The organism is Paenibacillus sp. FSL H8-0259 (genome assembly GCF_037963255.1).
In the GTDB taxonomy this organism is placed as follows: domain Bacteria; phylum Bacillota; class Bacilli; order Paenibacillales; family Paenibacillaceae; genus Paenibacillus_AQ; species Paenibacillus_AQ phytohabitans.
On sequence record NZ_CP150147.1, the window covers coordinates 1,966,038 to 1,988,417 of the forward strand.

General features: G+C 52.2%; 18 protein-coding genes and 1 pseudogene. 11 read left to right on the forward strand and 8 right to left on the reverse strand.

Going from position 1 to position 22,380, the window contains the following annotated elements; genetic code table 11:
• Positions 1-648: 648 nt before the first annotated feature.
• Both NSU01_RS08425 and NSU01_RS08430 read right to left on the reverse strand, forming a co-directional pair.
• Positions 649-1,692: a HAMP domain-containing sensor histidine kinase gene (locus NSU01_RS08425; RefSeq protein ID WP_042134756.1), complete on the reverse strand. Its 1,044-nt coding sequence runs from the start codon at positions 1,690-1,692 to the stop codon at positions 649-651.
• Positions 1,689-2,363, reverse strand: coding sequence for a response regulator transcription factor (locus NSU01_RS08430; protein ID WP_076242524.1), 675 nt, complete (start codon positions 2,361-2,363; stop codon positions 1,689-1,691). The genes NSU01_RS08425 and NSU01_RS08430 overlap by 4 nt, the downstream gene beginning before the upstream one ends.
• Positions 2,364-2,612: 249 nt before the next feature.
• Between NSU01_RS08430 and NSU01_RS08435 the strand changes: the two genes are divergently transcribed.
• Positions 2,613-4,991, forward strand: coding sequence for an ABC transporter ATP-binding protein/permease (locus NSU01_RS08435; protein WP_076242525.1), 2,379 nt, complete (start codon positions 2,613-2,615; stop codon positions 4,989-4,991).
• 160 nt (positions 4,992-5,151) lie between these two features.
• Complete coding sequence (locus NSU01_RS08440) at positions 5,152-5,493, forward strand: hypothetical protein (RefSeq protein WP_039308499.1); 342 nt, start codon at positions 5,152-5,154, stop codon at positions 5,491-5,493.
• 39 nt (positions 5,494-5,532) lie between these two features.
• Here the strand turns inward: NSU01_RS08440 and NSU01_RS08445 are convergent, their stop codons facing one another.
• Positions 5,533-5,823, reverse strand: coding sequence for a hypothetical protein (locus NSU01_RS08445; protein WP_039308497.1), 291 nt, complete (start codon positions 5,821-5,823; stop codon positions 5,533-5,535).
• A gap of 166 nt (positions 5,824-5,989) precedes the next feature.
• Positions 5,990-7,420 carry a DHA2 family efflux MFS transporter permease subunit gene (locus NSU01_RS08450; protein ID WP_144025988.1) on the reverse strand — a complete coding sequence of 477 codons (1,431 nt, stop codon included), beginning with the start codon at positions 7,418-7,420 and terminating at the stop codon, positions 5,990-5,992.
• Between the two features lie 294 nt (positions 7,421-7,714).
• Here NSU01_RS08450 and NSU01_RS08455 point away from each other — a divergent pair, with 294 nt between their 5' ends.
• From NSU01_RS08455 to NSU01_RS08475, 5 genes and pseudogenes are all read left to right on the forward strand, one after another.
• On the forward strand, positions 7,715-8,296 hold the full coding sequence (locus NSU01_RS08455) for a TetR-like C-terminal domain-containing protein (protein ID WP_076242526.1): 582 nt from the start codon (positions 7,715-7,717) through the stop codon (positions 8,294-8,296).
• A gap of 162 nt (positions 8,297-8,458) precedes the next feature.
• Complete coding sequence (locus NSU01_RS08460) at positions 8,459-9,220, forward strand: metallophosphoesterase (RefSeq protein WP_231575309.1); 762 nt, start codon at positions 8,459-8,461, stop codon at positions 9,218-9,220.
• A 2-nt stretch (positions 9,221-9,222) separates the two neighbouring features.
• Positions 9,223-9,620, forward strand: a pseudogene (locus NSU01_RS08465) (AraC family transcriptional regulator); the annotation flags it as partial.
• 487 nt (positions 9,621-10,107) lie between these two features.
• Positions 10,108-10,563: a VOC family protein gene (locus tag NSU01_RS08470; protein WP_042140871.1), complete on the forward strand. Its 456-nt coding sequence runs from the start codon at positions 10,108-10,110 to the stop codon at positions 10,561-10,563.
• Between the two features lie 30 nt (positions 10,564-10,593).
• Entirely contained in the window at positions 10,594-11,292 is a 699-nt protein-coding gene (locus NSU01_RS08475; RefSeq protein WP_076242527.1) for an SDR family oxidoreductase, read from the forward strand.
• A 77-nt stretch (positions 11,293-11,369) separates the two neighbouring features.
• Here NSU01_RS08475 and NSU01_RS08480 read toward each other — a convergent pair whose 3' ends face one another.
• Both NSU01_RS08480 and NSU01_RS08485 read right to left on the reverse strand, forming a co-directional pair.
• Positions 11,370-11,789: a response regulator gene (locus tag NSU01_RS08480; RefSeq protein ID WP_076242528.1), complete on the reverse strand. Its 420-nt coding sequence runs from the start codon at positions 11,787-11,789 to the stop codon at positions 11,370-11,372.
• A 14-nt stretch (positions 11,790-11,803) separates the two neighbouring features.
• The gene (locus NSU01_RS08485; protein WP_076242529.1) at positions 11,804-13,021 is read right to left on the reverse strand and encodes a sugar efflux transporter; all 1,218 of its coding nucleotides are present in this window, start codon (positions 13,019-13,021) and stop codon (positions 11,804-11,806) included.
• 136 nt (positions 13,022-13,157) lie between these two features.
• Here NSU01_RS08485 and NSU01_RS08490 point away from each other — a divergent pair, with 136 nt between their 5' ends.
• The 3 genes from NSU01_RS08490 (at position 13,158) to NSU01_RS08500 (ending at position 18,024) form a co-directional block, all read left to right on the forward strand.
• Positions 13,158-14,069, forward strand: coding sequence for an AraC family transcriptional regulator (locus NSU01_RS08490; protein WP_179093411.1), 912 nt, complete (start codon positions 13,158-13,160; stop codon positions 14,067-14,069).
• Positions 14,070-14,249: 180 nt separating this feature from the next.
• Positions 14,250-17,072, forward strand: coding sequence for a glycoside hydrolase family 3 protein (locus tag NSU01_RS08495; RefSeq protein ID WP_076242531.1), 2,823 nt, complete (start codon positions 14,250-14,252; stop codon positions 17,070-17,072).
• A gap of 511 nt (positions 17,073-17,583) precedes the next feature.
• Entirely contained in the window at positions 17,584-18,024 is a 441-nt protein-coding gene (locus tag NSU01_RS08500; RefSeq protein WP_218639427.1) for a DUF5680 domain-containing protein, read from the forward strand.
• 99 nt (positions 18,025-18,123) lie between these two features.
• On the opposite strand, the gene NSU01_RS08505 is transcribed toward NSU01_RS08500, so the two are convergent.
• Both NSU01_RS08505 and NSU01_RS08510 read right to left on the reverse strand, forming a co-directional pair.
• Positions 18,124-18,519, reverse strand: a complete 396-nt coding sequence (locus tag NSU01_RS08505; protein WP_083705131.1) for a hypothetical protein — start codon at positions 18,517-18,519, stop codon at positions 18,124-18,126.
• Between the two features lie 148 nt (positions 18,520-18,667).
• The gene (locus tag NSU01_RS08510) at positions 18,668-19,969 is read right to left on the reverse strand and encodes a helix-turn-helix domain-containing protein (protein WP_076242532.1); all 1,302 of its coding nucleotides are present in this window, start codon (positions 19,967-19,969) and stop codon (positions 18,668-18,670) included.
• Positions 19,970-20,089: 120 nt separating this feature from the next.
• Here NSU01_RS08510 and NSU01_RS08515 point away from each other — a divergent pair, with 120 nt between their 5' ends.
• Entirely contained in the window at positions 20,090-22,372 is a 2,283-nt protein-coding gene (locus tag NSU01_RS08515) for a glycoside hydrolase family 3 C-terminal domain-containing protein (protein ID WP_076242533.1), read from the forward strand.
• The last annotated feature ends 8 nt before the right edge of the window (positions 22,373-22,380 follow it).

Below are 22,380 nucleotides of genomic sequence, written 5' to 3' on the forward strand. Positions count from 1 at the left end.
GCTAATGCCGCCACATTCGGTTGGAGCGCTGAAATTAGAGGGATAAATCCCACTAATGCTGCCCCAAACGGGCGGAATGCTGGAATTAGAGGGATAAATCCCACTAATGCTGCCCCAAACGGGCGGAATGCTGGAATTAGAGGGATAAATCCCACTAATGCTGCTCCAAGCGGGCGGAATGCTGGAATTAGAGGGATAAATCCCACTAATGCCGTCCCGACTGGGCGGAATGCTGGAATTAGAGGGATAAATCCCACTAATGCTGCCCCAAACGGGCGGAATGCTGGAATTAGAGGGATAAATCCCACTAATGCTGCTCCAAGCGGGCGGAATGCTGAAATTAGAGGGATAAATCCCACTAAATGCCGCTCCAAACGGGCGGAATGCTGGAATTAGAGGGATAAATCCCACTAATGCTGCTCCAAGCGGGCGGAATGCTGGAATTAGAGGGATAAATCCCACTAAATGCCGCTCCAAACGGGCGGAATGCTGGAATTAGAGGGATAAATCCCACTAATGTCGCTCCAAGTGGGCGGTATAGCGTAAAAGAGGGGCAGAAGTGCCCCAGAGTCCGCCGAGAGCGGCGGTCAGGTGACACTGAGGAGCAACTGCTCCGCCGCTGCCCTCCTCTTCCCCCGCTCTCCCCGCTCACTCTCCCGCAACCGGCAGCTTGATCGTAAACGCCGAGCCTTGCCCCGGCTCGCTGCGCACCTCAATGGTTCCCTTGCTTAAGCTGATGATGCGCGCGGTCAGCGGCAGGCCGAGGCCGTTGCCTCCGGCGGCGCGGGCGGGGTCGCCCTGGTAGAATTTCTCGAAGATATGCTTACGCACCTTCGGAGTCATGCCGATCCCGGTGTCGGAGATCATTACGGAGATCCAGGAGCTGTCCGCTTGAATGGAGACCGAAATTTCACCGCCTTCCGGCGTGAATTTGATCGCATTGCCAAGCACATTGAGCCACACCTGCATCATCAGCTCTTCATTTCCATAATAGCGCTGCTCCTCCAGGTCGAGATTAAGATTAAGCTGCTTGGCAGACCAGAGGGACTCCAGCAGCAACAGCGCCTGGCGGAGCTGCTCATCCAGAGGGTATTCAGCCAGCTCGGTAAGCATTTCCTGATTTTCGAGCTTGGATATTTTGAGGATATTGCCGGACAGATTGGACAGCTGACGTGAGCTCTCGATGATCATCCCGGTGTATTCGTCATGCTCCTCTTTGCTCAGGTTCTCTTCCTGCAGAAGCATGGCGTAGCCTTCGATAGCTGCAATAGGGGTCTTGAACTCATGAGACACATTGACAACGAAATCATTCCGCAGGGTCTCGATGCTGCGCAGCTCCTGGACCATGAGATTGAAGTGATGTGCCACCTCACTGATCTCATTGACGCGGTGCGACTCATTCAAATAGATGTCGAAGTTGCCGCCTGCGATCTCCTTGGCCGCTTTGCTGAAGTCCGTAATCGGGGACAATATTTTGCGGCCTACCATAATGCTGATGGTGGTCCCGATGACCAGACTGAATAACACCATAGTCAGAATAGGCGGAAAGGGGTTCCCGTGCTCCCAGGTGTTATTTTCTACCCGGAAATACAGGAAGGCCAGCACAGCCATAATAAAGACAAACGACAGAATGATGATAAATACCATGGATACAAAATACCACCACAGGCCGCTGTTTTTGCCGCTCCTCATCCCCGTTTCACCGCCTTATAGCCAAGCCCCCGGACGGTGACGATTTCAAAATCATCGCTATCCCTGAATCGCTCACGCAGGCGGTTAATATGAACCACCACCGTATGCTCATCGGATTCGGAATCCATCCCCCATATTTCATCCATCAGCTGCTGCTTGGTGAAGATTTTATTCGGATAAGAGATCATTTTGTAGAGAAGATAGAATTCCTTCTGCGGAAGCAGGATACTCTCAGGCCCCTGAATTACAGTTAACGTATCATAATCCAGCACGGTTTCTCCCCATTCGATTTTGCGCTCGCTGATGATTTTGGCCCGGCGCAGCAGCGCCCCGACACGCAGGATCATCTCATTCACATTGATCGGCTTGACCATATAATCATCGATCCCGACGAGGAAGCCCTGCTGCTTATCGGCAAAATTCTCCCGTGCGGTCACCATAAGAATGGGAAGCTGCTGGTTGTTGTCCCTAAGCGTCCGCGTCAGCTCGAAGCCATCCATCCGGGGCATCATAATATCGCAGATAATCAGATCAATATATTCCTTATCCAGCACGTCCAGCGCATCCTCGCCATTCACGGCCGGCAAGGCCTGGTATCCATTTCTGGTGAGCACGGTACAGAAGAGCTGGCGTAACTTGGCATCATCCTCAACCACAAGAATATTAAACATAAGGTCTCCTCCTGGAACGGTTCCATGTTATTCAACGTATAGCTTGTTTATATGGTTATGGGTTCCCCGCAAAGTACCGGAGTAACCCTCGAAGCCAAAGTACTTGTTTTAGTATACCTCATCAAGATCAAGCCAGTCTCAACTGGGAGTTTAGGTTTAGTTTATATTGGGCGGCTATACTGGGGTACAGTAAGACTAGAAGATTTCAGAGAGACTAATGATTACAGGGATGGAAAGGGAGATCGGACAATGCTGCAATTAAAAAACATCACCAAGAGCTACAAGACCGGCGAATTTACACAGGTTGCACTGGATAAAGTGAATCTCAATTTCAGGGAAAGTGAATTCGTTGCGATTCTGGGCCAAAGCGGCTCGGGCAAGACCACGCTGCTGAATATCGTCGGCGGGCTGGATCAGTATGACAGCGGAGAGCTGATCATCAACGGCCAATCGACAGAGCGCTTCAAAGACAGCGAGTGGGATGCGTACCGTAATAATAGTGTCGGCTTTATTTTTCAAAGCTATAATCTGATCTCACATCTGAGCATTACAGACAACGTGGAGATGGGGATGACGCTCAGCGGGATAGCTTCAGCCGAGAAGCACCGCAAGGCGCTTGAAGTACTGGAGAAGGTTGGACTGAAGGATCATGTGCACAAAAAGCCGAATCAGCTGTCAGGCGGACAGATGCAGCGTGTAGCGATTGCCCGTGCGCTGGCGAACAATCCGGACATTATCCTGGCGGATGAGCCTACAGGCGCCTTGGATTCAGAGACCAGTGAGCAGATCATGGAGCTGATCAAGACCATTGCGGAGGATAAGCTGGTGATCATGGTTACCCATAATCCGGAGCTGGCAGAGAGCTATGCAGACCGCGTCATCCGCTTCTCGGACGGTCATGCGATCTCGGACAGCAATCCGCTGGCCACGCAGAAGACCTCAAGTGCTTATAAGCTGAAACAAACGAGCATGAGCTTTTTCACAGCACTGAAATTATCCGGTAAAAATATCGCCACCAAGAAATGGCGTACGGGGTTGACCGCTTTTGCCTCAAGTATCGGAATTATTGGCATCGCGCTGATCCTGTCCTTGTCCAACGGCTTCGATAAACAGATCAGCTCGTATGAAACCGGGGCCTTGTCCAACTTCCCGATCTCTATTAACCAGACGGCGATTAATTTGCAGAACGCAGGCCCTCCGGGTCAAGAGTCAACGGAACTTACCTCATATCCGGCAGATAAAAAGCTCTATCCGTATGACCCGACCGTAAACTCAGCCATGCATACGAATGTATTGACCAAGGAGTATATCGAGTATCTGGATGGAATCGATCCGAAGCTGATTGACGGCGTCTCTTATACCCGTACCGTGAATATGAACTGGCTGGTTATGGATGGGGACAAGGCAACCACGCTGGATAAAAGCAATATCACTGTAGCCCCATATCCAAGCAAACAGGGCAGTGCCTCGGGAAGCTATCTGGAGCAGTACTACGATCTGCTGGAAGGATCATTCCCTACAGAGAAGACCGATCTTGTGCTCATCGTGGATGAATACAACCGTCTGACCGATGCAGCAGTGGATGCTCTGGGTCTGGATTATAAAGCTAAGAGCATCAATCTGAGCGATCTTGTCGGAACTCAATTGAAGCTGGTAATGAACAATGATTATTATAAGAAAAATGGCGAGCAGTTTGTTGTCAATGGAACAGCTGCTGATCTGACCGCTCTCTACAACAGTCCAGATGCCGTGACGCTGAACATTGTTGGTGTTCTGCGCGGGCAGGAAGGTTCCAGCATTTCTACGCTGTCTCCCGGCATTGTCTATTCCGATGAGCTGGCCGCAACGTTCATTGCCGATGCACAGAAATCTGAGATTGTGCTTGCACAGGAAGCCGCAGATATCAATGTGTTGACAGGGCAGGCCTTGTCAGAAGGGGTAGCCGGCATGGGTTCGAGTGGCGCAATGGGCGGTTCCCCCCTCATGAACGCTGGTATGGCAGCAGCAGGCAGTATGGCTTCCTTGACTAAAGACGATGCACTTGCCGCTCTGGGGGCAACTGAAATTCCAAGCGCAGTCTCGCTGTACCCGATTGATTTCAGTGCCAAAGAATCCGTTACAGCCTATCTGGACAAATGGAATGAAGGGAAGGCAACGGAGGATCAGGTGCAGTATACCGATCTGGCGGCTATTGTCACCAACATTTCCGGCGGGATTATGGACGGAATCACGATGGTGCTGATTGCCTTTGCAGCGATTTCCCTCGTGGTCTCACTGATTATGATTGCGATTATCACTTACATTTCCGTTATGGAGCGGACGAAGGAGATCGGCGTACTGCGTGCGCTGGGTGCCCGCAAGAAGGACATTACACGGGTCTTCAATGCCGAGACCTTCATTATCGGGGCTTGCTCGGGGATTCTGGGGATCGGCATTACCTACCTGCTGACCATTCCGGTTAACGCGATTCTGTATAACCTGACCGAGCTGAAGAATGTGGCTCAGCTTAACCCGCTGCATGCGCTCATTCTAGGCGTGATTAGCGTCCTGCTGACTATGCTCGGCGGTGCGATTCCGGCCAAGATGGCAGCGAAGAAGGACCCGGTTGCTGCACTGCGCAGTGAATAACCGCGCTTAGTCCTGATCATCTGAATGAAATGATGAAGAACCAAGGAAATCCGTTCCTTTGGTTCTTTGTGCGTTAATTGCCATTAATCACAGACAAGTAAGAAGTGTATGGGATAAAATAACATAAATGAGAGTTATTCAAGTGCACAGGAGGGATCGAATGAAAACGAGAAATATCATCCAAATCATTGCGTGTTTTGTTGGACTGGCGGCTGTGATTACAATGCATGATATGTTCAAGAATCAGAATCTGAGGATAGTGTTGTCTTTAGCCATCGCTGTTGCCGCTGCCTACCTCATTTCAAGAAGCGCCATTCCGAAGCAGGTATCCGCCAGAACCATGACCGTGGTATTAGCGTCATTTTTTGTATTTACTTGTCTGTATCATATCCTACTCTCCGCAGCATTAGGGCAGAGTATATTCGCTAATTACTTTTGGGGTTTCTTATGCGTGATCTATTTGCTGGCCTGGCTGCGTGTCCGGCAAGACCAGAAGGGGTAACTGCCGGGCTCTGGTTAAACCGATCAGCCAGGAAACGGGCTATTCCGCAGGCGGCAGCTGGGCGCGCGTGGACTTCTTTTTGTTAATCTCCTTGGACAGCTCTAAATGCTGCTGGGAGATTTTTTTGAGTTCTGCCTGTAATTTGGTGATCCGGCTCATTTTGCTGCTAAGTGCGCTGGGGGAAGTGCTTAATTTGCAGTCTTTTTCGATCTGGTTAATTTTGAGCCGGGTCTTGTGGGTCTTCTTCTGTAGCTCTGCTATACCCGATTCCATCTCTGTAATTTCCTGATTTAAGCGGTTAAGCATAGATTTCGTGAAGCTAATAGCCATCCGGGCACCTCTTACTCTTCTTCTATATTGTACAGCCAAGATATTATTGTACTACAAGCGTTTGGTTTATGCGAGGAGGCAGGCAGTACCTACTGTGACGTCAACAAAAAAGGGGCTATCCCAAGCAGCCATTTCATGGCTTTTGGGATAGCCCCTTTTGCATAACCTAGACTTCCTTGGCAACAACCGTCTTCAGCTTCATTTCGGGTTCTTTCTCCGAGGCCTGGCCTACCTTCTTGATGAAGAAGGAGAGCAGCAGGCCGATGATGCCGATACCCACGATGACCAGATACGCATCATTGATCCCCTGGATGGTAGCTGCTGTAATCATGTGTTCCTTGGTGTCTTGCACGCCACTGACCATCATATCCTTCATGTGGGTAGTGGTACGGCTGGTCATTACGGTAACCAGCAGGGAAGTACCCACAGCGCCAGCCACTTGTCTTACAGTATTCGAGATGGCTGTACCATGCGAATTAAGCTTGGATGGCAGCTGGTTCAGGCCCAGGGTCTGAATCGGCATGAGCAGCAGCGCCATTCCGATCCGGCGTCCGGTGGACATGAGCATCAGATAGGCATAGCTTGTCGAGTCGGTCAGATTCACGAAGCTCAGGGTAGCGAGGATCGTGATCAGCAGGCCGATAATGGCCAGCCATTTCGCACCGAAGCGGTCAAACAGCTTGCCGGTAACCGGCATGAGCAAGCCCATAATAACTGCGCCGGGAAGAAGCAGCAGGCCGGATTCCATCGCCGTGAAGCCGCGTGCGTTCTGCAGGTAGAGCGGCAGCAGCATCATATCTGCATACATCACAATCGTGACCATGACACTGATAACAGTGGTCAGGGAGAACATATTATATTTGAAGGCCCGCAGATCCAGCAGCGGGCTATCCGAAGCCAGCTGTCTCCATACGAACAAGCCGAGGGAAATCACACCTGCAGCAAGCGACAACAGCACCTCTGCGCTCGACCAGCCTGCGCTGGCCGCCCGGCTGAAGCCGTACAGCAAGGTTCCGAATCCGATGGTGGACAAGGCCACGCTGGTTAAGTCGACCTTTGGATAAGAACGCTCTGCTACATTTCTCAGATAAATAAATCCGCATACGATAACGATGACTGTGAGTGGAAGCATGCCGTAGAACATAGTCTCCCAAGAATAGTGTTCCATAATATATCCGGCCAGAGTTGGGCCGATCGCCGGGGCGAAGATAATGGCGAGCCCGACCATACCCATGGCGGCGCCTCTTTTCTCACGCGGGAACAGGGTTAAGATGACATTGGTCAGCAGCGGCATAATAATACCGGCACCGGCTGCCTGAATCATACGTCCGGTAAGCAGAATCGGGAAGCTTGTCGCCATAGCGGAAACGACCGTTCCTGCGAAGAAGATAAACATAGATGCCTGGAACAGCTCACGTGTAGTGAAACGCTGCATCAGATAAGCTGTGATTGGAATCAGTACACCGTTAACCAGCATATACCCGGTGGTCAGCCACTGGGCCGTTGCAGCCGTGATGTTGAAGTCATGCATTAACTCCGGTGTGGCAACGCTCATTATCGTCTGATTCAGTGTGGCCAGAAAGGCACCGAGAATCATTACGAAAAGAATAGGTCCCTTTTTGATGGAACTGTCTTTAATGTCTGTCTTGTTACTCACTATTCTCCATCCTTTCAAATCGCCGAATCATGGACTAAATTTACAGTGTGTTGTATAGTTTACAATGTATAAAGTAGATTATAGATGAAATTTTCATGTAATCAAGCAACGATTTCTGAAAAACTGTATATTAGTTTACGATTAAGACATTAATGTAGTTTATATAGGTGATAAACGACATTTTATTAAAAAGTGTAGTCTGCGATTTGAACGTTGAAGAATGGAGTGGTTAAAATGACGAAAGCTCCCCCGCACACGGACCCTCGTGTCCTGCGTACACGCCAATTGCTGAGAGATGCTGTAATTGATCTGATGGAAGAAATGAGCATTGAGAAAATTACGGTCAACCGTATCGCGGAACGGGCCAAAATTAACCGTGTGACCTTCTATCTGCATTACCGGGATATCCCCGATATGATGGAGAAGATGGCGGATGATATGGCCGAGGACGTGCTTCAAGTGGTAAGCGGTTATATGGAGAATCCGGAAGCGGCAGAAGGAGAACAATGGCCGATGCTGGAGCGCCTGCTGACGCATATTGCGGAGAATGCCAAATTCTATAAAATTGTGCTAACGTCGCGGAAGAGTACGATATTCACCGATCGTCTGTTCAGGCTGATGGCGGATATCATTTCCACCCGGGTGGAGAGAAGATTGGCTACCCGCAACGCTTCGGAAGTAACGGTTCAGAAGGATATTGCCGTATGGTACGGCTCAGCAGCCCTTATCGGTACGATCATCGCCTGGCTCCGGGAGGATATGCCGTATTCGCCGCAGTATCTGGCCAAACAGATCACTTCGCTGCGTTCGAGTTAAGGAAGGTCCATCGGTCCAAGAACCGCCAATTCATTCCGCATATATATAGTAGATATCACTGTGCATCGCGAATCTATTGATATGAGGTGGTTCCAAGTGAAGAGGCAGACAGGTCCAAAACGGAAAAGGGTGCTTCCTGCAAAGCGCCAGGCTGTGCCCGGAGTGAAACGCAGAATAAAGGCTCAGACCGTCGAATTTGCGGTGTTTGGCGACAGCCATGTAGGATACGGAAACAGCTTGAGTATTTTTAAAAGTCTTTTGCCCAAAGCAGTGAGTAGCGGCAATAAGCGCTTTTTCATCTTTGGCGGAGATAATGCACAGGCAGGAGCGGATCACGGGAACAATGCGAACGCGTATTACAAAGACTTCAAAGATTCAGTAACAAGCACACTTGGAAGCATCCCGTATAAGGCCTCTATAGGAAATTGGGAGGCAAGCACCCGGTCCCTATTTACGCAATACTTGGGGGCGGTTACCGGACAGATGAATTTCCCGGGCACACAGGGGAAGGTGAAATATGTATGGCTTGATTGTGCTCTGGGACAATTCACTCCGGCAAGTATCACTCTGCTGCGCAATCTGGATGACCGCTATTTCTATATTATTGATTTCCACTGGCCGCTAAGAGTGCAGGGAATTACGGTTGAATCCAGTCATGTGCTCAGCGCTGCGGAGACATCCAGGTTCTTCTCGGCGATTCCGGTAAAAGCCAGAGACAGGGTCCTGGCTATCTTCACACATCATGGACATAAATTCTACCGGAAGCTTAGCAATATTAATCCGGGATACCCACGGACGAAATTCTTCGTCTGCGGCTGCTCCGGGGATTATAAATGCAAGCCGGATGGAAACATGGGTTACTATAATGCCAAATTAACCAGCAGCGGCTCGGGATATAAAGTCGACGCTTATATTGCACACTGAGTCTGTTCCGGCTCCAGGTTATATTTAGATCGAAGAGCTACCGGGCGATGATCAGCGACATGAAGGTATGTGAAGGTATATGGAGGTATATATAGAAGAGAATTTCGATAATCCCGATCTTTCGCTTAAGCATCTAAGCGACCGGTTCCAGATCTCGGGCAAATATGCCAGCCATTTGTTCAAAGAGGAATTCGATATGAAATTCGTCGATTTCCTGACCCAGCTGCGGATGCAGCGCGCGGAATATCTGCTCGCGACAACCAGCGATAATCTGCAGGACATCGCCCTGAAGCTGGGCTATACCAGTTCGATTACGTTCGGCTGGGTCTTCAAGCGGGTCGTCGGGGTTACACCGGGCGACTACCGCAAGCACCGGATGAAGCCGGGAGCGGAGGATTAAGACAAAGGATAAGGGTGTCCGGTGCATCGCACGTAAGACTATAACCAGCAAGAGTACCAATCCATAGGTGATGGGAGAAGTCGTGCGCCTTATATAATTTGCTGATAATGAGATCCTCTCAAGTTGACGACTGGAGAATTGTTGTATATTTTGCAACTCTAGTCCGCAGATGTCGGAGTATTTGAGCTGATTGTTGTACGAAATACAAGAATTGTTTCATTAATCAGCTTGGATAGCGAGAATTGCTGCATTTCGTACAACAATTCCCGCTTACGGCCGTATTGACGGGCAGAATGTTGTATTCTATGCAGGAATTCAGATTGGCTCATTACTTTTGTCGGCAGTCACGGGGTCTCCGGCACATCCGGAGGGTTAAGTCGGTGATTCTTGTCTGTTGTCATTTACCGTGAAACTTCTCTGTGCCAGGCTTGACAGCCCTTTCATGGTTTGGGTATGGTAGTCTGGTCAGAATAGAAGGAGGTATAGCCTGATGTCAGGATTGCTTGGGAATCACTTCATTACGCAGATTGGAATTCTGGTGAATGATATCGAGAAGGTAAGCGCGGCATATGCGGACTTCTTTGGTATCGAGAAACCGGAGATCGGCATTACGGATACGGCAGATATTGCTCAGACTAACTATAATGGCGGGGCGACAGAGGCTCGGGCGAAGCTCGCTTTTTTCGATATGGGCTCCCTGCAGTTGGAACTGATTGAACCGGATCATCAACCGAGCACTTGGCGCGACTATCTGAATGAGCACGGGGAAGGGCTTCACCACATTGCTTTTGCAGTGGAGGGAATGAAGGAGAAGATTATGCTGCTCGAAGGCAAGGGCTTCCCGCTTCAACAGAAGGGGGAGTACACCGGAGGACGTTATGCTTATATGGATACGTTCAAAGAGTTGAAGGTGATCCTGGAGCTGCTGGAGAACGATAAATAAGTAAGAGTGTCATAGAGGAGGGATGATCTTATGAATATACTGATTACAGGAGCCGGACGCGGACTGGGGATTGATCTTGTTGCAATAGCGCTGGAACGCGGACATTCAGTCATTGCCGGTGTGCGTGATCTGAGCCGGGGACAAGAGGCATTGTCCGGGCTTGCCGCAGATTATGGAGACAAGCTGACGGTGGCGGCGCTCGATGTTACGGACGAAGAGGGGATCGCGGCGCTTGCTGCCAGCCTCAAGGAAGAGGGGCGGACGCTGGGCTCCATTGTTAATAATGCTGCCGTGCTGAATGCCTCGGATACTCCGCTTGAAGAGCTGGATATTGCCGAGATGCAGCTTGCGCTCGATATTAACCTGTATGGACCGATGCGGGTGGTCAAGCACTTCCTGCCGCTGCTTACAGAGCCGGATGCGTCGATCATCAACATCTCGTCCGAGGCGGGCAGCATTACGAATGCTTACCCGGGCAGCTACCCGTACACCATCTCCAAGACAGCACTTAATATGTTCTCGCAGAAGCTGCATGTTACCCTGAAAGAGCGTGGTGTACATGTACTCAGCGTGCATCCCGGCTGGATGCCCACCGATATGGGCGGAGCGAAAGCGCCAACGAGCCCGCGCACCAGTGCGGAAGGTATTCTCAGCCTGATTGAGCAGCGCACCGCGCCGGAGGGACACTTCATGTTCGTGGATTATACAGGCAAGGATATGGAGATTTAGACTTATATATATATTGAAAAAGAGATCAGCGGATCGTTCACCGCCGGTCTCTTTTTGTGTCCTGCCGTAATTATAGGTCATATCATCTGGTCTGAGCGCTGGAGCTCCGCTTGTTCGAGATAGGGATGATCATAACTGCTGCTCATCCCTGCTGATCCAAGCAGTACTTCTTCCAGCGCACCAAGTTCAATGGGCTTTAGCAGAGAATCGATGCCCCCCTGGCAGAAGGCCTTCAGGACAAATTCATGGCTGCTGGTGACGATGATTCTGCCGTGAGTATGCTGATCATACCACTGGTCGAGCGGCATATCTTCGCTAAGCAGCAGCAGCCTGGCATCTGTAATAATGAGTTCAGGCCTATGCTTCTGAATAAGCCGCAGGGCTGAAGGCTCGCAGCCGGATTCCAGAATATCCGCCGCTTCGGGGAAGAGCAGCTCCAGCATGTGCTTCAGGCGATCACGTACATGAGGGTTATCGTCAATGAGTAGTATTTGCATAGGAATTCCTCCTGTCAGGATGCCATCTGATGGGTAATCTTCTCTTCCGGGGAACGCTGCGGCCATAGCAGCAGTCCCAGTGAACATACAATAAGGATCAGGCACAGCCAGTAAGAATGCCGGTAGCCGACCCACTGTGCGGCTGCTCCGCCTGCCAGGCTTCCGGTCAGTCTGCCAATCGTTGTAGCATTGGTATACAGCGTTGATGCGTAGCCCGGGAGGTCCGGCAGCAGGTCCTGGATATAGCTGATTCCAATCGCTGAGATTACGGCTACGAAGAAAGCCAGCAGCACCTGTCCGGCAATGAGCTGCCACAGCTCTCCGGCTCCAAGCACCAGCAGGTAATAGACTGCACCGAGCGCGATTCCCCAGCCCATCAGCAGCTTGTTAGAATATTTGGCGGATAACAAGCCAAGCATGAACATGAACGGAATTTCCAGCAGTGCGCATATACTTGCAACCGAAGCCACATTCTGCGTATTGCCTCCAAGCGTATTGATGATGAAGAGTGAAATGTTCAGGTTGTTGGCCCAGTGTCCGGCATAGAGCAGGGTCAGGACGAGAAAAGGCACCAGCACCCGGGTATTCCGGTGCAGCCGTACCGGCTTATGTACACTTTTGCTGGCCTGTCTGACGGCTGCGGCTGCGGATAAACGTACGAAACTAAATACAAGCAGCGCATTGAGTAAGAAAATTATGGTGGTAGACAGAAACACACCCTGATAACCGAAATGGCCCAGCAGAACGGCTCCTGCCAGCGGACCGCTGATGAATCCGAGTGAGAACATAGAGCGTAAGGTAGAATTAGCAAAGGCATGGTCAGCGGACGCGCTGGCGTTCACAGCTTCCCTGCTACTAGCGAATAATTGCGGCATCGCCGGGGCACCGGCTGCGGTGAACACAGTCATATAGATCAGCAGCGGGTAGAAGTCATGAATAAATATATATCCGGCAAAAGCGATGGCATTAAACGTCATGCAGATGACCATAAGCTTGCGGCGGCTCAGGCCGGTATCCGAGCGTTTGGCAATTAACATACTTATAACGACACCGCTGATGAGCGTCACGGCAGTGAAGATTCCGAAGGTTCCGGCGGATACGCCAAGCTCTTCCGTGAAGTAGACAGCCAGGAATGGGGCACTGATTGAGATGGCCATTCCCTGAAGCAGCATGCAGAGCATGAATATCGGATAGGTTGGAATCAGAAGCAGAGCATAGGTTCTTTTCAACATGGAGGCAGTGGAGTTCCTTTCGGCATAAGCTTGCGGACTTATCTTTGATTTGGTTATAGTATAGTTAATTATTTGGGAATATTGAATGTTTTATCTGATCATAAAAATATACTATTTGGCTGGGATGGTGACGATTGTGGACGTGAGACTGCATGCCTGCGCGTATTCTTTTCATACGCTGCCCTTCAAAACCTCATTCACTCCCCCGCCGTTCTTCCTCTTCCGGCTGCAGGTGGTAGGCAGCTGCAAGGCGCTGGTCAACGGGAGAATGACAACCATTCAACCCGGCGATTTGCTCATCTATCAGCCCGGAGAGCCTTATCATCTGGTGGTGGAGGAAATGGACGGCAGGATTGAGAGCGGCGATTATTACCTGCTCTGTGAAGGCTCGTGGATTCAGCAGTGGTGGGAATCGCGGCCCCGTCTGCTGCATCAGCGGATCCATCTGGATGCCGGCATGCTGTCCCTGTGGCAGCAGCTCAGCATGGAGCAGCACCGGATCGTCCAGGACAGCCCCGAGCTGATCCGCCATCTGCTCTGCGCGCTCTGCCTGTCGCTTGACCGCTTGTCGGTGGAAGCCGCCAATGTTGAGGATGCGCCGAAGCGGTCCAATGAAATGGTGATGAGAATGCGCCGCTACATTAACGAGCATGCGCTCAGTCCGCTGCGGGTAGAGGATGTTGCGGATCATGCCGGGCTCAGCGTGTCGCGTGCGGTGCATCTTTTCAAAGAGCTGTCGGGGTATACCATCATTCAATACACGCAGGAAATCCGGCTGTCGAACGCCCTGGAGCGTATCCGTTATACCGACTTCAGTCTGGAGAATATTGCGAATGCCTGCGGCTTCGCGACCTATTCCTATTTCCACAAAGTATTCAAGGCCAGGTACGGCATCTCCCCCAAAGAGATCCGCAAGCGGCCGCTGGAGAACAAGCCGGAAGGGGATTATGTAATTACGAGCGGGGACCTTAAATTTACCGGATTGTCGGCCGATGCGCTGAAGTTTCATTATCCGCACGGAGATCCCCCGCAGCCCGGCAACTCCTGATTTCAGCTGGTGATTCTCTAATTATGAACTGATTTTTATGTCAATTGTTCAGGTGTTGCTGTAAGCGCTAATCTTTTATGATGGGGAAGGATAGAACAACCGGGCTGTGCGGAGGATTGTGAACGCCTGGCTTTGGATGAGATGAAACCGTTATCATAAAGATTGAAGGAGCGATTATTAATGGAAACAGCTACATATCCGTTTAGACAAATTGAAGTACAGCTGAATGAACGTGTTCAGGATCTGCTCTCCCGGCTGACGCTGGAGGAGAAGGTAAGTCTGATGCCGCAATATCAGGCGGCGATTGACCGTCTTGGTGTAGGCGGTTACAAGCATGGCACGGAAGGGGCGCACGGGATTTCGTGGCTGGGCAAAGCAACCTCATTCCCGCAGCCAAGCGGACTGGCCTGTACCTGGAACCCGGAGCTGCTGCAGCGGATCGGTTCAGCGATCGGTGATGAGGCCCGGGCGTTCTACCGGAAGAATCCAACCGTTAACGGCCTGACCCTATGGGCACCGACCGTGGACATGGAGCGGGACCCGCGCTGGGGCAGAACAGAGGAAGCCTACGGGGAAGATCCTGAGCTGACGGGACAGCTGAGCACCGCGCTTGTCAAAGGCATCCAGGGCGATCATCCGGTGTATTTGAAAGCGGTAGCAACCCTTAAGCATTTCCTCGGCAACAACAATGAAATTGACCGCGGTGTGGCTTCATCCAGCATTGATCCGCGGAATATGCGTGAATATTATCTGGAAGCCTTCAAGCCGGCCTTCAAGGAAGGCAGAGCACAATCCATGATGACCGCCTACAACTCCGTGAATGGCGTGCCGGTTATCCTGCACCCGGCCGTGATGGAGATTGTGAAGGGTGAATGGGAAATGGACGGGTTCATTGTAAGCGATGCCGGAGATCTATTCGGGATTGTGAAGGACCATAAGTATTACGATTCATTCGCCCAGTCGATGGCCGAGTCGATCAAGAACGGGATTGACAGTGTAACCGAAGAGACGGAGGAGACCATTAAAGTCATCCATGAGGCGCTCCGTGAAGGCCTGCTGACCGAGGAAGATCTGGACCGCGCGCTCACGAACACCTTCCGCATCCGCTTCCGGCTCGGTGAGTTCGATCCAGAGGAAGGTAATCCTTATGCGGCGATTGATGATTCCGTTATTCTCAGTAAAGCGCATAGCGACTTGTCTCTTGAAGCGGCCAAGGAATCCGTTGTCCTGCTGAAGAATGACAATGCAGCCCTCCCGCTGAATGCATCCGCCCTGTCCAAGGTAGCCGTAATCGGCCCGCTGGGGGACGAAGCCTTCAGAGACTGGTATTCCGGCACACTGCCTTATGCGGTGACACCTCTGCAGGGAGTGACCAAGAAGCTGGCAGGCAAGCAGGTCTCCTTCGAGAGCGGCGATGACCGGATCCTCTTAACCTCTGCGGCCAGCGGCCGGACGGTGGGCATCACCGGCGAAGATGGACGATTGGCTGTGCTGCATGACAAGCCGGAGCGCGGAGAATTGTTCCGCCATACCGCTTGGGGCTGGAGCGCTAATACCCTGGAGGCCACAAGCCGGGGCCAATATGTCACTCTGACGGATGCCGGTATACTGACAGCTTCCGCTGATGAGATCTACGGCTGGTATGTGAAGGAATCGCTGAATCTGGTGGCGGAAGCGGGAGATTTGGTATCGCTGCGGACCTGGAATAACAAGCCGCTGTTTATTAGTGGTGAGGACGGAACCATTCGCGCAGCTGAAGAAGAAACATCTGCCGCAGCTGAGTTATTCCATAAGAAAGTTGTAGTGAACGGCGTAGAAGCTGCGGTAGAAGCGGCCAAAGCCGCCGAGGTTGCAGTCGTATTCGTCGGCAACCACCCGCTGCTGAACGGGAAGGAAGAGATCGACCGGCCGGATATCGTGCTGCCCGTAGAACAGGAGAACCTGGTTAAGGCCGTCTATGCCGCCAATCCGAATACAGTAGTTGTGATTGTCGGCAGCTACCCGATCTCTTCCACCTGGATCGATGAACATATCCCGGCGGTGCTGTACACCTCCCATAGCGGGCAAGAGCTCGGCAATGCGGTGGCAGATGTCCTGTTCGGCGATTACAGCCCGTCCGGCAGACTGAATATGACCTGGTACCGCTCTGTGGATCAGCTTCCGGAATTCATGGACTACGACATCATCAAAGGCAAAAGAACGTACTTGTACTTCGACGGGGAGCCATTGTATCCGTTCGGCCATGGTCTGAGCTATGCACAGGTGTCTTACAACAAGCTGAAGCTGGAAGCAGAAGAAGTGCAGGAGGACGGCACGATCAGCCTGACGGTAGAGCTGGAGAACAGCGGAAGCGTAGACGGCGCTGAAGTGGTTCAGGTGTATGTGCAGTCCTTGTCGACCCGGATCAGACGTCCGCTCAAGCAGCTGAAGGGTTTTGACAAAGTCTATCTGGCCGCAGGACAATCGCAGACCGTAGCCTTTACTCTGCCGGTGTCTGATCTCTCCTTCTGGGATGTAAGCCGTGAGCAATACTGTGTGGAAGATGGAGAATATAACATTCTCGTGGGCCGTTCCTCCGGCGATATCAAGCTGTCGGCCAAGATTAGAGTACACGGTGACACCGTACCGGCGCGTAACCTGTACACAGCCGTCAAAGCCGAGAACTACGATGACTATGAAGCGGTATTCCTGGATGAATGCAAGGCAGGCGGAGCTTCAGTACATCCGGTGAAGGATGGGGCCTGGATTGCCTTCAATAATGTACAGTTTGCCAAAGGCGCAGCTGGCGTCGAAGTGCTCGTGTCCTCCGTGAAGGGCGGCAGCATTGAAGTCAGAACCGGAAGCCCTTCAGGCAAGCTGGCAGCAACGCTGGAGATCCCGGCAGGCGAAGCCCAGAAATGGCATAGCCAGTCCGCGATTGCGGGTGTAGATGCCGGAACCGACGATGTGTATCTGGTATTTACTGGTGAGGTATTGCTCAGCCGCTTTCAGTTTACTTTGTAAAAGGCAGCGGTTGGCAGATTATTACAGCTTAAGCTAACTATTATATGTGATGTCCAAAAAGCTTCTGAATTGCCTTCGTGCAGTTCGGGGGCTTTTTAATTGGATAGTAATTCCTTCCTTAGGGTACCCCTGTTCATGGGATAACTGTAATTTGTACAACTAAATCGAGCTATTATTGCTTCGGGGGAGGTTTAATTGCACTCTGTACACCTATATAACTCTCCTGTGCCATAAAAGGACACTTTTCCGTTTTTTAGCTGTACAGAATACAGTTATCCCTGCTCATGCGGTTATTCGCCGGTTTTTAGCTGTACGAAATACAACTATCCGCTATGCACTCCGCAGTGCCAGCTCAAGTACACCTTGCTTCCCAGTGGCCTGTCACTCATGCCCGGTACATTTTTAAGTCCCCCCAATTTAGATATATATATTAGGAGATAAGTCACTGTCTGTACGGAACGTATGTTCTATTATGGAGTGGTTGGATTAACTTTCCGGGAGGATGATAGTTATGATGGACAAGATTAAATTTCTGATAGAGGCCAAGCAAGCAACCTATGCAGGTAAGGGTCCGGAGTTAATCCCGTCCCGGCCGGCGTCTCATGATCTGGAATTTGTGCGCGGGAACTTGAAATACATAGACACCTACCTCGGTTCGGAGAAGTTTGCCGGAGAGGAAGCCTTGTGGGAGGATGACCAGCCGCTGTGGGCGATGAATTACGCCGGGCGTGTGACCGCGGAAGGCTTCAGCGGTGACTTCCTGAAAGCCGCTCTGTTCCTGGTGCGTGAGGATAAGCCCTTTCGCGGGCCGGAGCATTATACGGATGGCCGTTTCATCTATAAATGCTCAGTAGACGGGGACTTCTCCTGGTTCAACGGGTTAGAGGTGATTTGGGCCGGAGATACAATGGTCTATGAATGTATGTTTCATGGCGGCCTAATTAAGGAGTAGCACGCGGAACGTCCTTTGCTGCGTAATGCACGCCGATGCTCAACACAAAAAGCCTCCCAAGCAGCCCATTCATGGCCTATAGGAGGCTCTGTTATTCGGTCAATCGCCGCCACCGCCGCCGCCGGAATCCCCGCCGCCGCCGGAATCGCCACCACCACCACCGAAATCGCCGCCGCCATGTCCTCCATGACCGCCGCTGTCCCAGCCGCCGTGGCCGCCGTGATGGCTGCCGCTATCCCAGTTACTGCCGCCATGGCTGTGGTTATGATGCCCGTGATGGTGGCTGGCTCCGCTGTGCCCTTCATTGTGACGGTGATCATCGCTGCGGCTGTCCCCGGCAGAGCTGTTCGGATCAGCTCCCGTGAAGAAGTAACTGTCTGCAGAGTTATTTCTGTGCCCGTAATGCCTGTTCTTGCGTTGAAGACGATTACTGTGATTAATCCCCAGCACAGCGACATATACAACTACTCCAACAAATACAATGCTACCGATCATGCTGAATCGCTCCTTTGTAAGAAAGTATAAAAGCGTCCTTAACCGGATCATACCATAATTTTGCAAATCTATGCTGTGATTGTACGGCAAGGCAGAGCGCAGGCGCGGAATAACTCGGAATAATCAGAAGCTTATTTCAGCTGTCTGCTTAGGTGAAGCGGGAGAACCGCTCTGAATCCTGCTTGTATTGTCCGGGAGTGAGGCCCGTGTATTTCTTGAACACTTTGGTGAAATAACTCTGGTCGTTGAAATGCAGACGGGAGGCGATGTCCGACAGCGTAATGCCGGGCAGCCCCATCAGCCGTTTGGCTTCTTCGATCCGCTCCTGCCGGATATAATCGCTGATGGCGGTTCCGGTCTCCTTTTTGAACAGCTGGGATAGATAACTGGCGTTCAGTCCGGTGAATTCGGCCAGCCTGCTGAGCGGAATCTCTTCATATAAATGATTGTAAATATAATTCTGGCACAGCGCGGAGATACGGGAGAGCTTCGAACTGCGGCTGCCCAGCACCTGGTCGGCGAAGTCACAGAGAGCGGCAAGCTGGGCGCGGTCCACAGCCGGGATATCGTGAAGCTCTTCAATATGCTGGATGTGAAAGTCGCTGAGGGTATAGGCAATCTCCCAGAACAGCCCGCCTTCAATCGCTGCGCGTGTCGCCAGTGTAATAGAGGAGACGGCCAGATTTTTTTTGCTGCGCAGCTGGCTTTTCTTCGACAACCGTCCGTAGCTCTCTTCCGAGAAAGAAGCCTGGGTCCGCAGCAGCCCTGCCTTGTCCCCGTTCCTAATATGGCGGAACATCTCCCGCTCCAGCATCGGATCATGGTGCAGCCAGGTGTTCTCGCGGCGGTAGGACAGGTTCAGATCCGGGCTGTCATCCGGCTGCGGGACAGACTGCTCCGACTTGCCCGCAGCCAGCAGCAGCTCCGTAATGGACAATGCCTCACCGGTGGCGAGGGTGTAGAGCAGCAGCGCGGCATGATACCAGCGCATCCGGCTGAGCACAGGCAAGCTGCGGTAATACTGCAGCCAGCCATCCTGCTGCGCCGGCGGAATGCTGTAATCGCGCATCAGGCTTGCCGCGTTATCTCCGGTGACCGGTGCGCTTAGCACCGGACCGATGACGATGGCCCCACCGGCGCGATCTGCTTCAGGCAGCTGGAGAATGATGAGATTCTCCAGGAAGCCGGTGGTATGCAGATACGGCGGAGCAGTCGTGCGGGCGGCCTTCCCGGCAGCTGTTGCCGCAGGACTGCTCCTGCGGGCAATATCCATGACCTCTTGAAGCAGGGATTGAGCCCCCTGAACGGCCTGGCGGCATTCGAATGCCGGAGGCAGGGTCGCCCGGGGAGTGTCTGCGGCATCCAGCCACATGACCGGAACCCGGTAAGCCTCATATATCAGCTTGCAGATATATTCTATTCCTTCGCGTTCTTCCATTTCTCCGGGCATAATCAACACTTCCTTTTCTTATATAACCAAATTACCAAAAATCCAATTAAAATGCCATAAATGCCAGAACAAGTCGTATAAAATAAAGAAAAGAAAACGCATTCTTAGGAGGGCTACACTATGGCAACGGCAACAGCAGCGGATATCCGGCAGCTTATTTCACAGATGACACTTGAAGAGAAAGCCGGACTTTGCTCCGGACTTGATTTCTGGAATACCAAAGGCATTGAACGCCTGGGCATTCCTTCACTGATGGTAACGGACGGGCCTCATGGTCTCCGCAAGCAGCAGGGAAGTGCGGACCATCTGGGCCTGCATAACAGCGTACCGGCGACTTGTTTTCCGTCAGCAGCGGGTCTGGCTTCTTCCTGGGACCGTAAGCTGATTGCCCGGGTAGGCGAGGCATTGGGGGTTGAGTGTCAGGTCGAGAATGTCGCCGTTCTGCTCGGGCCGGGCAATAATATCAAACGTTCACCGCTGAATGGCCGGAACTTTGAATATTTCTCGGAAGATCCTTATTTGGCTTCGGAGATGGCCGCGCATCATGTGAAGGGAGTGCAGAGCCAGGGGGTCGGCACTTCACTGAAGCATTTTGCCGCCAATAACCAGGAACACCGCCGGATGTCCGTGGATGCCGTGATTGATGAGCGGACCCTGCGCGAGATTTATCTGGCCAGCTTCGAAGGCACGGTGAAGCAGAGCCGGCCTTGGAGCGTTATGTGTTCCTATAATCAAGTGAACGGTGAGTATGCTTCAGAGAGCCACAAGCTGCTGACGCAAGTGCTCCGCGATGAGTGGGGCTTTGATGGCTTTGTCGTGTCCGACTGGGGCGCTGTCAATGAGCGGGTGAAGGCGCTGCAGGCGGGTCTGGAGCTGGAAATGCCGTCAAGCGGAGGCATCGGCGACGCCAAGATCGTAGCTGCAGTGAACAACGGGGAGCTGTCCGTGGAGACTCTGGATCTTGCGGTAGAGCGGATGCTGGCCTTTATCTTCAAGAGTGCGGGCAGCCGGGACGAAGAGGCCGTCTTCGATCAGGACAAACATCATGCGCTCGCACGTGAAGTGGCCCGGGAGAGCATGGTGCTGCTGAAGAATGAGGATGGCATTCTGCCCCTCGCGAAGAGCGGCACACTTGCAATTATCGGCGAATTCGCCAAGACACCGCGGTATCAGGGCGGCGGCAGCTCGCATGTGAATCCGACGAAGCTGGATGATGCTTTCATCGAGATGCAGGAGGTTGCTGGTGATGCGGCAAGCTTCCTCTACGCACAGGGGTATGAGCTGGCCAGCGATGAGGTTAATGAGGAGCTGCTGCAGGAAGCCCGGGATACAGCAAGGAAGACGGATGCTGCCGTGCTGTTCCTCGGATTGCCTGACCGCTATGAATCGGAAGGATATGACCGCAGCCATCTGTCGCTTCCGGCGAGCCATCTGGCGCTGATCCATGCTGTGGCTGAGGTTCAGAGTAACATTATCGTGGTGCTTAGCAACGGATCTCCTGTAGAAATGCCTTGGCTGCCGCAGACGAAGGCCGTGCTGGAAGGATATCTCGGGGGGCAGGCTTTTGGCGGCGCGGTGGCCGATCTGCTCTTTGGTGAAGTAAGCCCAAGCGGCAAGCTGGCGGAGACGTTCCCGCAGAAGCTGAGCGACAATCCTTCATTCCTGAACTTCCCCGGGGAAGGCGATACTGTGGAGTATAAGGAAGGTTTGTTTGTAGGCTACCGCTATTATGATAAAAAAGAAATTGAGCCGCTGTTCCCGTTCGGCTTCGGACTCAGCTATACAGAATTCGAGTACAGCAATTTGTCGCTGGATCAGACCAGCATCAGGGATACGGACACCGTACAGGTTTCGGTCACTGTTAAGAACACCGGCAGCAGAACAGGTAAAGAAACCGTGCAGCTCTATGTCAGCGATGTAGAGAGCAGCGTAATCCGTCCGCTGCAGGAGCTGAAGGGCTTCGACAAGATTGAACTGCAGCCGGGGGAAGAGCGCGAGGTAACCTTTACACTGGATAAGCGCTCCTTTGCCTATTACAATGTGAAGCTGGCCGACTGGCATGTGGAGAGCGGAGTGTTCACTATCGCCGTAGGCTCATCCTCACGGGATATCCGCCTCACCGCAGAGCTGGAGGTAGTATCGACGACGAAGCTGGCCGTAAGGTTCCACCGTAACTCTACGGTTGGTGATCTGCTGGCGAATCCGCTCACTGAGGGCAAAGCCAAGAATTACGGCAGTATCTTCGGGATGGAAGAAACGATGGGAGATAATCCCGAAATGTTCCTGGCCATGATGAAATACATGCCGCTGCGCGCGCTGATCGGCTTCGGCCAGGGAAAATATACCGAAGCCGATCTGGCTGAGGATTTGCGTGAATTGAACGTGTTGGCCGGACAGGAGTAAGACGCAGC

Coding starts and splice junctions, on each gene's coding strand:
- NSU01_RS08450 (WP_144025988.1), bottom strand. CDS start 7,420: ATGATTCTCGGTGCCTTTCTGGCCACACTGAATCAGACGATAATGAGC.
- NSU01_RS08500 (WP_218639427.1), top strand. CDS start 17,584: ATGATGGACAAGATTAAATTTCTGATAGAGGCCAAGCAAGCAACCTAT.
- NSU01_RS08435 (WP_076242525.1), top strand. CDS start 2,613: ATGCTGCAATTAAAAAACATCACCAAGAGCTACAAGACCGGCGAATTT.
- NSU01_RS08425 (WP_042134756.1), bottom strand. CDS start 1,692: ATGAGGAGCGGCAAAAACAGCGGCCTGTGGTGGTATTTTGTATCCATG.
- NSU01_RS08440 (WP_039308499.1), top strand. CDS start 5,152: ATGAAAACGAGAAATATCATCCAAATCATTGCGTGTTTTGTTGGACTG.
- NSU01_RS08480 (WP_076242528.1), bottom strand. CDS start 11,789: ATGCAAATACTACTCATTGACGATAACCCTCATGTACGTGATCGCCTG.
- NSU01_RS08495 (WP_076242531.1), top strand. CDS start 14,250: ATGGAAACAGCTACATATCCGTTTAGACAAATTGAAGTACAGCTGAAT.
- NSU01_RS08430 (WP_076242524.1), bottom strand. CDS start 2,363: ATGTTTAATATTCTTGTGGTTGAGGATGATGCCAAGTTACGCCAGCTC.
- NSU01_RS08485 (WP_076242529.1), bottom strand. CDS start 13,021: ATGTTGAAAAGAACCTATGCTCTGCTTCTGATTCCAACCTATCCGATA.
- NSU01_RS08505 (WP_083705131.1), bottom strand. CDS start 18,519: ATGATCGGTAGCATTGTATTTGTTGGAGTAGTTGTATATGTCGCTGTG.
- NSU01_RS08515 (WP_076242533.1), top strand. CDS start 20,090: ATGGCAACGGCAACAGCAGCGGATATCCGGCAGCTTATTTCACAGATG.
- NSU01_RS08475 (WP_076242527.1), top strand. CDS start 10,594: ATGAATATACTGATTACAGGAGCCGGACGCGGACTGGGGATTGATCTT.
- NSU01_RS08510 (WP_076242532.1), bottom strand. CDS start 19,969: ATGCCCGGAGAAATGGAAGAACGCGAAGGAATAGAATATATCTGCAAG.
- NSU01_RS08455 (WP_076242526.1), top strand. CDS start 7,715: ATGACGAAAGCTCCCCCGCACACGGACCCTCGTGTCCTGCGTACACGC.
- NSU01_RS08445 (WP_039308497.1), bottom strand. CDS start 5,823: ATGGCTATTAGCTTCACGAAATCTATGCTTAACCGCTTAAATCAGGAA.